Genomic DNA, 12,369 nt, shown 5'->3' with positions numbered 1-12,369 from the left:
CTTTTTTCATTGGTGTGCTTTCCCCTCAGATACATTTTGAGTGAGTCGATACCAAAGCCAAAGGTCATTAATGATGGAAGCAAGATCGGCAATTTCTGAATTTAGTTTACAAGAAACTTCGAAGTCTTCTTCGTTATTTAAATAATGTTGTTTTTTATTAATATAGTGCTCAAGTTCTTTTATACGATCAGGAATTTTCCCGCGAACTTGTTCCCATTTTAGTAAAATAGCATGTTGCATTTTTTCGGGGATTTCTTCCCAGTCTTCTTGTAAATGTGGAATTTCAATTCCTAGATGTTCATCGTATAAGAAATACTTTTCCATAAGTTCACCCCCGTTTTCCTGCTTATATTGTACAGAAAAACAGAAAGAAGTTCGACGAAATTGTTTGAAAAAATTTGAAAATGACTCTTGATACATTTTGTGAAAGGTGTTAAAGTGTGAATTATTATAAAATAAAATGAATATTTATTCTTTAGGGGGATGCAAAATGGAGAAGAAAAAAGTTGTATTAGCATATTCCGGAGGTCTTGATACTTCCGTTGCAATTAAATGGTTACAAGAGAAGAATTATGATATTATCGCGCTTTGTTTAGACTTAGGGGAAGGTAAAGACTTAGCATTTGTAAAAGAAAAGGCACTTTCAGTAGGTGCAATTAAATCATATATGATTGACGTTCAAGAAGAATTTGCAAACGAATATGCATTGATGGCGATGCAAGCACACACATTATACGAAGGAAAATACCCTCTTGTCTCTGCATTATCTCGTCCGCTTATTGCGAAGAAATTGGTAGAAATCGCAGAACAAGAAGGCGCAACTGCAGTTGCACACGGATGTACAGGAAAAGGAAATGACCAAGTTCGTTTTGAAGTTTCTATCCAAGCATTAAATCCTTACTTAGAAGTGATTGCGCCTGTACGTGAATGGAAATGGTCACGTGAAGAAGAAATTGCATATGCAAAAGAAAACGATGTACCAATTCCGATTAATTTAGATAGCCCGTTTTCAATCGATCAAAACTTATGGGGACGCAGCAACGAATGTGGAATTTTAGAAGATCCATGGGCAGCGCCGCCAGAAGATGCATATGAGATGACATTAGCGTTAGAAGATACACCGAATAAACCAGAGTTTGTAGAAATCGGATTTGAAGCGGGCGTACCGACTACTTTAAATGGCACTGCATATTCACTTGCAGAATTAATTAAAACGTTAAATGCGCTTGCTGGAAAACACGGCGTTGGACGTATTGATCACGTAGAAAATCGTCTTGTCGGTATTAAATCTCGTGAAGTATACGAATGCCCAGCAGCAATGACGTTAATCACTGCGCATAAAGAGTTGGAAGATTTAACACACGTAAAAGAAGTAGCGCATTTTAAACCAGTGATTGAACAGAAAATAACAGAACTTATTTATAACGGTTTATGGTTCTCACCTTTAAAACAAGCGCTTCATGCATTTTTACAAGAAACGCAAAAGAATGTAACAGGTACAGTGCGTGTGAAATTATTTAAAGGTCATGCGATTGTAGAAGGACGTAAATCTGAATACTCTTTATACGATGAAAAATTAGCAACATATACTGCCCAGGACGAATTTAATCATGATGCAGCAGTTGGATTCATTTCATTATTTGGTTTACCGACGAAAGTATACAGCCAAGTGAATCAAAAGAAGGTGGAAGCGTGAGCAAACTTTGGGGCGGACGTTTTACTGAAGAAGCGGAAGCGTGGGTTGAAGAGTTTGGAGCATCCATCTCTTTCGATCAACAATTAGTAAATCAAGATATAAACGGGAGTATTGCACACGTAACGATGCTAGCAAAGCAAGGCATCGTTACGAAAGAAGAAGCAGAGAAAATAAAGATAGGTCTTCAATATTTATTGAAAGAAGCAAAAGAGAATAAGCTACAATTTTTAGTAGAAGCAGAGGATATTCATTTAAACATCGAAAAAATGTTAATTGAACAAATTGGCGAAGTAGGAGGAAAACTTCACACTGGCCGAAGTCGTAATGATCAAGTAGCGACAGATATGCATTTGTATTTAAAAGAAAAGGTAGAACATATTATAAAAGCTACAAAACAATTGCAAACTGTTCTTGTTCATCAAGCAGAAAATAATATTGAAACGATTATGCCTGGCTATACGCATTTGCAACGTGCTCAGCCGATTTCATTTGCTCATCATATTCTCGCTTACTTTTGGATGTTAGAGCGTGATGTAAATCGTTATGAAGATTCGTTAAAGCGTATTAATATCTCCCCATTAGGAGCAGGAGCGCTAGCTGGGACGACATTCCCGATTGACCGAGAATATAGTGCGGAGCTTCTTGGATTTAATGGAATATATGAAAATAGTTTAGATGCAGTAAGCGATCGTGATTTCATCTTGGAGTTTTTAAGTAACTCATCTCTGCTTATGATGCACTTATCGCGCTTTTGTGAAGAACTTATTTTATGGAGTAGCCAAGAGTTTCAATTTATTGAAATGAGCGATCAATACGCAACTGGAAGCAGCATTATGCCGCAAAAGAAAAATCCGGATATGGCGGAACTAATCCGTGGTAAAACAGGCAGAGTATACGGTAATTTATTCAGTTTACTTACAGTAATGAAAGGATTACCGCTCGCTTACAATAAAGACTTGCAAGAAGATAAAGAAGGAATGTTTGATACAGTAAAAACAGTAGAAGGATGCCTTCATATTATGGCGGGCATGCTTGAAACGATGACTGTAAACAAAGAAAAAATGGGGCAAGCTGTGACGCAAGATTTCTCCAACGCAACAGAAATTGCCGACTATTTAGCAAACAAAGGACTACCATTCCGTCAAGCTCATGAAATTGTTGGGAAGTTAGTGCTATATTGCACACAAAAAGGAATTTATTTATTAGATGTCTCGCTTGAAACATATAAAGAAATGAGCTCTTTATTTGAAGAGGATTTGTATGAAGTTCTTTCACCATATGCGGCTGTAAAGCGTCGTAATAGTTCGGGTGGAACAGGATTTGAACAAATCAAAAACGCTTTGGAGAAGGCGAAGGGGTTAACGAAAGAATTTATTAAGAATTGAGTTGGGAAGTACGCCAGTCTAGTAAAGTCTGGCGTACTTTGTTTTTTAATAATATTTAAGTTACAATATAGTAAAAAATAACAATTTAGGGGAAGTCTATGAAAAAAATAGTGTTTATCATTGTACTGGTAATTAGTTTAATTGCAAATGCTAAAGTGTTTCTTTTGGACAAATATATGTATGTTGGTGAAAAAGAAAAGCGAGAAGAAGCGATTATCGCAACGATGTGGCATTTGCAAGATAAAGGATATAAAGAAAGTGATATTTTATATATAAAACCGGCCTTTTATAGCAAAATGGATTCGTATGGAATGAATGTGCAGTTTAAAGATGAACCAAATGAATCATATACATATAGAGTTTTAAAAGATACGAAAACAAATAAACTAACTGTACACCAAGATAGCAATGAGCAAGGTGGTATGGGCGGGAAGCATCAAGAGCTTAAATAAAGAAAGAAAACGACTGATGGCATTCGCCTGCAGTCGTTTTTCTTTTAATCATACTTATGTCGATCTTCCGTAATTCGAATATACTCAATATCCATCAAATCTCTAAGTAATGCACCGTTACTTAGTTCAACGCCATGTTTCTCTTTAAAATGAGTACGAATCGTATCTAGCATTTCGAGTTCTTTCCCATTCGCATCTAAAATAATACGTTCAGAATCATCCATGTTGCATCCTCCTTTTTTACACATATATATTTTGTCCGTCTATTTCTAAAAAATGTATGTTAACGTAATGTTAGGAAATAAGAAAGGGATGAAAAATGAGACGTATTTATTTTATAGGGTTAATTTTGTACACGCTAATTGTATTACACGTTGCATTCCCAAATATCTTTTCATTTGAGGATTTAGAAACAGTACACGTTGCGATATTTATTTTTGCTCTATTTGTAGTAGATTGCTTTATTTCTATATGGATTTCGAAAAGAAAAGATATACAAGGTGAAAAAGAAATGGAACGGAAAAAGAGAAAACATTCATTTTGGATGATGACATATTGTTTGTCTTTAGTGCTTACTGCTGCTTTTTTTAGTGAACATATTCCATTAGAAAGATTAAATATTGGATTTGGAGCGTTCGTATTTGCATACTATTTTTTTATGCACTTTCTTCCTTATATGAAAGAAAAGCGAGGAGAAGAGGAAAATCCGCTTGTAGAAGAAGCGAGAGAGCAAGAGCATAAGAGAATAGAAGAAGATATAAAGAAACTCGGAGAACAAAAGTGGTATTTAAAATCAAAAATCATATATGTTCTTTGCTTTATTACGCCGCCAATTGGCTATTTGTACGTTTTCTTACTTCGTAAAAAAATGACAGCAGATGCAAGGCAAACGTACTTAACGATCGCGACAATTATGATGGCATTATGGTCTTTGAAGTTTCTTCCGCCTTATGTGTTGGCAATTACCGTTGTTGTCGTAGCATGTCTTGTGTTTATAGTGAAGTTTATAAAATGAAAAACACCAAGCCTATGTGGACTTGGTGTTTTATCTATAAATTAAAGCTCACCTTGTTCCTCATCACCACGAACAACAAGGACATCGCATTTCGCATAGCGAATAATATGTTCAGAGACGCTACCAATTAGGAAACGCTCAACAGCATTTAAACCAGTCGCACCACACATAATTAAATCTACTTTATGATTTGGAGCGATTTCTTTTGAAATTTTTGATTTAGGATTACCGAATTCTAATACAGTTTCAATTTTTTCAAGACCAGCTTCAAGCGCAGTTTTTTTGTAGTCTTCTAATAAGTCTTCTGCAAATAGATTTGCACGTTCCGCAATTGCACGGCTATAAGCTTCTACTGCTGAGTATGCTTTTACATCAACGATATGAGCAATTGTTAATGTTGCATTGTTGCGCTTTGCGACTTGAATTGCTTTTTTAAAGGCTTTTTCTGCTTCTTTAGAACCATCCACCGCGATTAAAATATTTGTATATGTATTATTCATAGTAAATTCCTCCCAATCTGTTTTATAACTGTTTACAACTTAAGTATAAAACAAATTTTGGTAACGTGCTTGCCAGAAACGTTACAGAATTTTGAAAACTCTGTTTCAATTCATTTTAGTTGTAATTGGAGCGAGAACTTGTTACATATGAAGTATAGCAATTTAAAAGGGGGCAGTTTTGTGAGACATGCGCTCATTACAGCCGGTACGAAAGGTTTAGGAAAGCAAGTAACAGAAAAGTTATTGGCTAAAGGCTATTCAGTAACAGTAACGTACCATAGCGATACCACGGCTATGGAAACGATGAAAGAAACATATAAAGATGTGGAAGAGCGTCTACAATTCGTGCAAGCGGATGTCACGAAAAAGGAAGATTTACATAAAATAGTAGAAGAAGCGATGAGCCGTTTTGGCAAAATTGACTTTTTAATTAATAATGCTGGTCCATATGTATTTGAACGAAAAAAGTTAGTTGATTATGAAGAAGATGAATGGAATGAAATGATTCAGGGAAATTTAACAGCGGTATTTCATTTATTAAAACTTGTCGTTCCGGTCATGAGAAAACAGAACTTTGGCCGTATTATTAATTACGGATTTCAAGGGGCGGATAGTGCACCGGGATGGATTTATCGTTCAGCTTTTGCCGCAGCGAAAGTAGGACTTGTTTCATTAACGAAAACAGTTGCTTATGAAGAAGCGGAGTATGGTATTACTGCGAACATGGTATGTCCTGGTGATATTATAGGCGAGATGAAAGAGGCAACTATTCAAGAAGCACGTCAGCTGAAAGAGCATAACACACCGATTGGTAGATCTGGAACAGGTGAAGATATTGCAAGAACCATTTCGTTTTTATGTGAGGACGATTCCGATATGATTACCGGTACAATTATTGAAGTTACTGGTGCAGTGGATGTTATTCATAGACATCGATAGAATAAAATAAGATGAAGTTTCGAATAATTGGACAGTTTATCCATTGTGCTGAGAGGTGCGGATAATACTGTCCTTTAATATAAAATTAAATCTATCGGAAAACTCGTGTTATTTTTTTGTCAAATATTGAGATATTATGTTAAAATATAAGAGCGTAGAAAGCGCTTTAAAAAATGATTCAGGGGTCATTTCATAACTCAAGGGGGAACTAATCATGCGTATCGGTATTCCAACAGAAATTAAAAACAATGAAAACCGTGTGGCAATGACGCCAGCGGGAGCAGTACATTTAGTACAAAATGGTCATGAAGTTTTTGTTCAAAAAGGAGCAGGTTTAGGATCTGGCTTTACGGATGAAGAATACGTACAAGCTGGTGCGAAACTTGTAGAAACTGCTGAAGAAGCATGGAATCAAGATATGGTTATGAAGGTAAAAGAGCCAGTAGCAAGTGAATACGGCTATTTCCGTGAAGGTTTAATTTTATTCACATACTTACACTTAGCTCCAGAACCAGAATTAACGAAAGCATTAATCGATAACAAAGTTGCATCAATCGCATACGAAACAGTACAATTAGACAATCGTTCTTTACCATTACTTGCACCTATGAGTGAAGTAGCTGGTCGTATGTCTGCACAAATCGGTGCACAATTCCTTGAGAAAAACAAGGGTGGTAAAGGTATTTTACTTGCAGGCGTTCCAGGGGTAAAACGCGGCAAAGTAACAATCATCGGCGGTGGTCAAGCTGGTACAAACGCAGCTAAGATTGCAGTAGGTTTAGGTGCAGATGTAACAATCATTGACTTAAGTGCAGAACGTCTTCGTCAATTAGATGATATTTTCGGTAACCAAGTAAAAACATTAATGTCTAATCCATACAACATTGCAGAAGCTGTTAAAGAATCTGACCTTGTTATTGGTGCAGTATTAATTCCAGGTGCAAAAGCGCCAAAACTTGTAACTGAAGAAATGATTCAATCAATGGAACCAGGTTCTGTCGTTGTAGATATCGCGATTGACCAAGGTGGTATTTTCGAAACAACTGATCGTATTACAACTCATGATAACCCAACTTACGAAAAACACGGCGTTGTTCATTATGCAGTTGCTAATATGCCAGGTGCGGTTCCACGTACGTCAACTCTTGCATTAACAAACGTAACAGTACCATATGCAGTACAAATTGCGAACAAAGGTTACAAAGATGCTTGCTTAGGCAACACTGCATTACTAAAAGGTATTAACACATTAGATGGATATGTAACATTCGAAGCAGTTGCAGAAGCTCACGGCTTACAATACGCTGATGCGAAAGAGCTACTTGAAAAAGCTCCTGCTTTATCATAATAGAAATACATTTGAGACCTTCCTTTATGAGGAGGGTCTTTTTTTATATGGGGAAATAACATGTGAATAATTGTTATTTATTGGTGTAAATCGATTTTTATTATGATAATTTAGAATTATATAACAAAAAGAGGGGATTCAATGGGGAGCAAAAAGAGGAAGAAAAAGCAAGTTAAGAGACAAAAGTATATGAAGAGAAAACAGGAACAGAACATACCTTTTTCAAAAAAAGTAGTCCTTATGATAGAAAAAGTATTTCGATATATTTGTATGTTCTTGTATGTGATTTTTTGTGTGTTTTTATGTGGGATGGTTAAATGTTTGGGGATAACCCCTAATGTTATTGAAGGTATTTTTGGCGTTATGCTTGTTATGGTAGAAGGAATCTTATTCTTTATATTATTTGATAAGGTTTGGCCTAGTCATGAAAGTAAAAAAGATAGAAAAAGAAGCAAAAAATCTTCATCCAATTCAAGCTCATCAAGTGGATTCGGTGACTACAGTAGCAACGATTGTAGCAGCTCAAGTGATGGCGGAGGAGATTGCGGAGGTGGTGGAGACTAAGTTGGTTTTTCAGAAGAACGACTAATGGAAGGATGGGATGAAATATGGAAACTGTGAACTTAATAGAATTAACAAAAGACATTCAAGATCAACATAAAAACTTCGTCGTTTCAAACATAAACAGTCATTGCTTACGCATCGCTGTATTTACTGGTGAATATGATTGGCACTATCATTCTAATTCGGATGAATTATTTATTGTGCTAGAGGGAGAGTTACTTATTGATTTTGAAGATGGAGAAACGGCGGTTTTAAAGCCAAATGATTCTATTTTAATTCCAGCATGTACGATTCATAGAACGAGAGCATTAAAGAGGACGGTAAATCTTTGTTTTGAACATATAGAGGCTGATACGATTATAGTGGAGCAATTATGAAAAAATTATCTGTAGCCGAGTATAGAAAAATCATTCCGATTTTGGAAAGTAATACAAGAACGACGACATTTGCTTATGCGGTATGTGATCAAATGGTAGATGGTGAGGTTTTTGTAAACGGGCAATTAACAGCAGGGTTAATTATTACAGCTAACGGTATTTATTATTTATTTGGTGATACTGATGATCAAAATTATAACGAAGAGTTATTTTCATATTTAAAAACAGCTATTGAGAAAACAGAGAAGAGATTTACACTCTTTACTTCAAGTGAAGAGTGGGAAATGATGTTAGAAGAGCGTTTTAGTAATACACTTCGGAACATCCCGCGAATGAAATTTCAAAGAGTAACCTTTGAGGAGAGAAAACGAGATTGTAACAAAAATACATATGAAGTGAAGCGTATTGATAGAAGAGATATAGAGCGAAGCAGTGAATTTAAAGAGAAGTACTACAAAGAATATTGGGGATCAAAAGAAACTTTTTTGAATAGTGGTTTTGGATTTTGTATAGAACAAGATGGGATAATTGTAGCTGAATGCGTCTCAATATTTAGCGGGAATGGTTATGCTGAAATAGATATCGCAACACATGAAGCATATCAAGGAAAAGGATTAGCTCAAGCTGTTGCAACACGGTTCATTGAGCATTGCATGCAAAATGATATTACACCGTGCTGGGATTGTTATGTAGACAATATTCCTTCGCAAAAACTAGCTAGTAAATTAAGTTTTCATAATCCGATAGAATATAGATTGTTTGTACGTAAGAAAACGGGGGAATAAAAATGAATGTGGAATTAACGAGATTCAAAGTGAAACAAGGTAAAAGTCATCGTGTAGATGAATGGATGCAGCTTCTTAATGACAATATGAAAGAAGTGCTTTTGACATTAAACGACGAAAAGATGCACGTTGAGACAATTTTCCGGGAAATAAGAGATGGAGAAGAATACTTATATTGGTATTCTGTGCAAGGAGAAGGCGGGGCTCTTGTCGAAAATTCTCATTATGAAATCGATAAAAAGCACTTGGAATTTTGGCATGAATGTATTGATGAAGAAGCACCATCTGTTGATATGAAAACGGAAGTTGTTATGATTCAAGATGTTGTGAGGGAAGCGATGGAATAATAGAGTAATATTTTGTGAACAAAAAACAGTCTTATTTTTTTGCTGAAATATATATTATTGGAGATGCTATAGGATGAGAATTAGTAATAAATATATCACTCTCGATGAAATAGAGATAATAAGAGAATCCTTAAATAAATTGCATGAATATCATAATAATAAATCAAAATATTTTTCTGGCGATTACCCAAGAATGACATTTGAGGAACGTATTGAAAATTATAAAAAGAACTCAAAGTACGGAGAATATAGAATTGAATTATTGATTGAGTCAGAAACAGATAATATATTAGGATTTTGTATAGCGTATAGTAAAAGCGTAAGCGGAAAGATTGAAGTTTTATTTGTTGATGAAAAATACCGAAGAAACGGATTTGGTTTGAAATTAATGAATAGTGCAGTGGAATGGTTTAAAGTGAAAAAGATAGATGAAATTGAATTAACAGTAGTGTATGGAAATGAAGCTGTATCATTTTATGAAAAGCTGGGATTTTATCCTCGTTCAATTATTATGGCAACTAAGTCATAACGATAGTATGGGGAGAGATGAGTGGGAGTTTTTGTTTCAAAAAAATGGTTCATATTTTACTAAATTATATGTGAAGAGCACATCAAAATAAATGTGCTTTTTACTATGGAAAAATTTATAAAAGCTGTATTTGGATATCTTTAAGTGAAAATAAAGAGGGATATCGAGAATATTTTAGGATAAACTATAAAGTGAAACTTTAATCAGTGGTGAGGGCATCCCCCACTGATTATCAGCCCTCACCAATCGGGCTTTTACGAGCAGTCCGCCCCCCACCTAACTTCTTTGCTTCCGCTGAATTTTGATGTGGGGTCTTAATGCGGGATAAAGAAATAAAAAACACCAAACCAAAAGACTTACCAATATACGGTGTAGTCGTAACAGGAAAACAGAGGATTTACAAAGTTTACAAGGGTCACCGTATATTAAGGCTGCTGTAAGGGATGTAACAGTTGAGAAATATTGATTACGAGTAATTAATGTGAATAATCAGAAAACTTATGTTATAATATGGGAAAAGGAGGTTTATATGAGGCAAATACATGGAGCAATTTATATTTACATAACAATGTTTTTCGTGGCGATATCCTATGGATTGGGGCACGTGTATTCGCATCCTATACTAACTTTTTTAAGCGGAGCATGTATGGCGTTTGCGCTTCTTGTCCACCTTTTCTCAGTTTGGATCGTGAAATTTCAATTAAATATTAGTGAAATAGAAGAAGGCACTTTCTAAGTGGCCTTCTTTTTTTAATAATATTTTGGAAGGTCTTGCAGCAATTTTTCAATTTTGCATTCGGTTTCTTCACATATAGACAGTGTGCGTAGTCGGAAAAACAAACTACGTAAGAAAGATTTTATATTTCCGTATAGGTACTCGTACGATTCAGTATGTAATGTCTGTTTTTTGACGGGTAATTGAGCTACTAATTCATGAAGGGCTAATAGGAGTACCTCTTCCTTTAGACCATTTTGTAGCATTGCGACAATCGGATAAACGAGACGTTCGTCTTCTTCATATTTGTAGTAAATAGAATGGACACAAACTTTGTTTAATAAAGTTTGTAATATTTCTTCGTAATATAAAGTTTCCAGTTTAGGACTACGAACAAGCGCCTCAAATGTATCAGAAGCGTGAGCGATACTATGTGCCCAGCCGTGGTCTTGCACATATCCGCGGAAATCATGCTCGTTGTTCATATATAACACTAATCGATCTTTTACATGTAAAAGATCAGCCTGTGATAAGAAATTATGATTTGTATCGGCATCAATAATGAGTGCAATTAATAATGTTGTAAATGCACGGGTAAATACCGCATCTTCGTCATCCGAATGAATCTTATACAATAAATATTTGTCACTGATGCTTTCTAATAATAGTTTCTGTAATTGTGTGTGTGAAAGGTAGTCCTTTTTGATGAGATGGTAAAAAGTAGAGCAAATAAGTTTGTCCCTTAAATAGCTATCGGTAACACCGATATGTTTAAGCATATTGGAAATTAAAGAATCCATGTTAATTGTATCCATTACGTAATGATTATTACGAATTTCTTCTAACTGTTGTTGTAACATATAAACCTCCTATTTTAGAAAATTCTGTATTTTAATAGTATAATAAGAGGAAGAAATAGACAATAAATAAGTGCTTTTGAATGGAGGGGGGCATTATGAAGAGAGCATTATTCTTTTTCATTAGTATTTTCTTTTTAGGAAGCTGTTCCATTTCGTATGTTACTTTTTCTAGCGAGAGCAAAAGTTGGACTGGACAATATAAAGGGCATATTAAGGATGACAGTGAAGATGGGATGTTTACGTTTCAATATAAGGGCGGGGATGGAAAGACAGAATTTAAAAACTTAGAGATTGCTATTAATGGAGCCTTTAGTACAATGACACAAACGTCAGAAGTTCATAGAGGAGCAAAGATTGAAATGAAGTCTTCTTGTGTAAGTTGCGCGCCTATCTCTAAAGATGAACCTATAGAAGTTGTGATTAAATGGGATGATAAGTATGAGGAGAAGATGGTGCTAAATTTGAAATAGCCTAGAGTAAGGGGTTAAAAATGAATAGGCATATGAAAATTGTTATGTTTTTAAGTGTATTTCTAGTCGTATTATCAGCGTGTGATACAAAACAAGTAGAGCAAGTAACGGTAAAAGAAGGGTATATTATATTAAGAAATGACACGGTGTTTTTTGCCGATGATAAAACGTTTAAAACAAAAGTAGAGTTGCAACATTATATAGAACAACAAATGAATAAAGATCATCCAGCACATATAGTCTTGAGCTTTAAGGACAAAGACGCATATAAACAGTTAAAAACAGGGGATAAAATAAAAGTATGGTTTTCTCAAATACTTGAAAGTTATCCAGCAAAAATGATTGTAGAGAAATTTGAAATAGTAGAGAAATAGAAAAAGGCAGCAA

Annotated in this window: 18 protein-coding genes and 1 pseudogene; 15 read left to right on the top strand and 4 right to left on the bottom strand. The window is 35.1% G+C overall.

The features are described 5' to 3' along the window. Window positions 1–6: 6 nt before the first annotated feature. Complete coding sequence (locus tag N2V80_RS23115; protein WP_000417216.1) at window positions 7–324, bottom strand: hypothetical protein; 318 nt, start codon at window positions 322–324, stop codon at window positions 7–9. A gap of 166 nt (window positions 325–490) precedes the next feature. Here N2V80_RS23115 and N2V80_RS23110 point away from each other — a divergent pair, with 166 nt between their 5' ends. From N2V80_RS23110 to N2V80_RS23100, 3 genes are all read left to right on the top strand, one after another. Then, a complete protein-coding gene (locus tag N2V80_RS23110) occupies window positions 491–1,696 on the top strand; it encodes an argininosuccinate synthase (protein ID WP_000412315.1) in 1,206 nt (401 codons plus the stop codon). Next, window positions 1,693–3,081 carry an argininosuccinate lyase gene (gene argH / locus N2V80_RS23105; protein ID WP_000041281.1) on the top strand — a complete coding sequence of 463 codons (1,389 nt, stop codon included), beginning with the start codon at window positions 1,693–1,695 and terminating at the stop codon, window positions 3,079–3,081. Before N2V80_RS23110 ends, argH begins: the two co-directional genes overlap by 4 nt. A 98-nt stretch (window positions 3,082–3,179) precedes the next feature. Then, complete coding sequence (locus N2V80_RS23100; protein ID WP_000724675.1) at window positions 3,180–3,533, top strand: DUF3139 domain-containing protein; 354 nt, start codon at window positions 3,180–3,182, stop codon at window positions 3,531–3,533. 44 nt (window positions 3,534–3,577) lie between these two features. On the opposite strand, the gene N2V80_RS23095 is transcribed toward N2V80_RS23100, so the two are convergent. After that, on the bottom strand, window positions 3,578–3,757 hold the full coding sequence (locus N2V80_RS23095) for a hypothetical protein (protein ID WP_061654593.1): 180 nt from the start codon (window positions 3,755–3,757) through the stop codon (window positions 3,578–3,580). 95 nt (window positions 3,758–3,852) lie between these two features. On the opposite strand from N2V80_RS23095, the gene N2V80_RS23090 reads away from it, so the two are divergent. Beyond that, a complete protein-coding gene (locus N2V80_RS23090; protein ID WP_001252886.1) occupies window positions 3,853–4,548 on the top strand; it encodes a hypothetical protein in 696 nt (231 codons plus the stop codon). A 41-nt stretch (window positions 4,549–4,589) separates the two neighbouring features. Here N2V80_RS23090 and N2V80_RS23085 read toward each other — a convergent pair whose 3' ends face one another. Beyond that, window positions 4,590–5,048, bottom strand: coding sequence for a universal stress protein (locus N2V80_RS23085; protein WP_001066673.1), 459 nt, complete (start codon window positions 5,046–5,048; stop codon window positions 4,590–4,592). Between the two features lie 147 nt (window positions 5,049–5,195). Here N2V80_RS23085 and N2V80_RS23080 point away from each other — a divergent pair, with 147 nt between their 5' ends. From N2V80_RS23080 to N2V80_RS23040, 9 genes and pseudogenes are all read left to right on the top strand, one after another. Further along, complete coding sequence (locus N2V80_RS23080) at window positions 5,196–5,987, top strand: SDR family oxidoreductase (RefSeq protein ID WP_002062486.1); 792 nt, start codon at window positions 5,196–5,198, stop codon at window positions 5,985–5,987. Window positions 5,988–6,201: 214 nt separating this feature from the next. Then, window positions 6,202–7,335, top strand: a complete 1,134-nt coding sequence (ald, locus tag N2V80_RS23075; protein ID WP_001219402.1) for an alanine dehydrogenase — start codon at window positions 6,202–6,204, stop codon at window positions 7,333–7,335. Window positions 7,336–7,476: 141 nt separating this feature from the next. Further along, a complete protein-coding gene (locus tag N2V80_RS23070) occupies window positions 7,477–7,899 on the top strand; it encodes a hypothetical protein (protein ID WP_000534947.1) in 423 nt (140 codons plus the stop codon). 44 nt (window positions 7,900–7,943) lie between these two features. Next, window positions 7,944–8,276 (top strand): cupin domain-containing protein, encoded by a 333-nt coding sequence (locus N2V80_RS23065; protein WP_000450931.1) that lies wholly within the window; start codon window positions 7,944–7,946, stop codon window positions 8,274–8,276. Then, window positions 8,273–9,061, top strand: a complete 789-nt coding sequence (locus N2V80_RS23060; RefSeq protein ID WP_061654520.1) for a GNAT family N-acetyltransferase — start codon at window positions 8,273–8,275, stop codon at window positions 9,059–9,061. Before N2V80_RS23065 ends, N2V80_RS23060 begins: the two co-directional genes overlap by 4 nt. 2 nt (window positions 9,062–9,063) lie before the next feature. After that, complete coding sequence (locus N2V80_RS23055; protein WP_061654519.1) at window positions 9,064–9,408, top strand: DUF6176 family protein; 345 nt, start codon at window positions 9,064–9,066, stop codon at window positions 9,406–9,408. 73 nt (window positions 9,409–9,481) lie between these two features. Continuing rightward, entirely contained in the window at window positions 9,482–9,937 is a 456-nt protein-coding gene (locus N2V80_RS23050) for a GNAT family N-acetyltransferase (RefSeq protein WP_001222923.1), read from the top strand. A gap of 326 nt (window positions 9,938–10,263) precedes the next feature. Further along, a pseudogene (locus N2V80_RS23045) lies at window positions 10,264–10,403 on the top strand (anti sigma factor C-terminal domain-containing protein); the annotation flags it as partial. A 63-nt stretch (window positions 10,404–10,466) separates the two neighbouring features. After that, a complete protein-coding gene (locus tag N2V80_RS23040) occupies window positions 10,467–10,673 on the top strand; it encodes a hypothetical protein (RefSeq protein ID WP_001248905.1) in 207 nt (68 codons plus the stop codon). A gap of 14 nt (window positions 10,674–10,687) precedes the next feature. Here N2V80_RS23040 and N2V80_RS23035 read toward each other — a convergent pair whose 3' ends face one another. Next, on the bottom strand, window positions 10,688–11,512 hold the full coding sequence (locus N2V80_RS23035) for a DUF2785 domain-containing protein (RefSeq protein ID WP_000941455.1): 825 nt from the start codon (window positions 11,510–11,512) through the stop codon (window positions 10,688–10,690). Between the two features lie 95 nt (window positions 11,513–11,607). Between N2V80_RS23035 and N2V80_RS23030 the strand changes: the two genes are divergently transcribed. Both N2V80_RS23030 and N2V80_RS23025 read left to right on the top strand, forming a co-directional pair. Continuing rightward, a complete protein-coding gene (locus N2V80_RS23030) occupies window positions 11,608–11,982 on the top strand; it encodes a hypothetical protein (protein WP_000816708.1) in 375 nt (124 codons plus the stop codon). A gap of 20 nt (window positions 11,983–12,002) precedes the next feature. Then, window positions 12,003–12,356, top strand: coding sequence for a DUF3221 domain-containing protein (locus N2V80_RS23025; protein ID WP_001079374.1), 354 nt, complete (start codon window positions 12,003–12,005; stop codon window positions 12,354–12,356). The last annotated feature ends 13 nt before the right edge of the window (window positions 12,357–12,369 follow it).

Source organism: Bacillus sp. FSL W8-0640 (assembly GCF_038007725.1).
Classification (GTDB): domain Bacteria; phylum Bacillota; class Bacilli; order Bacillales; family Bacillaceae_G; genus Bacillus_A; species Bacillus_A cereus.
This window is presented reverse-complemented; position numbering and strand designations above follow the sequence as displayed.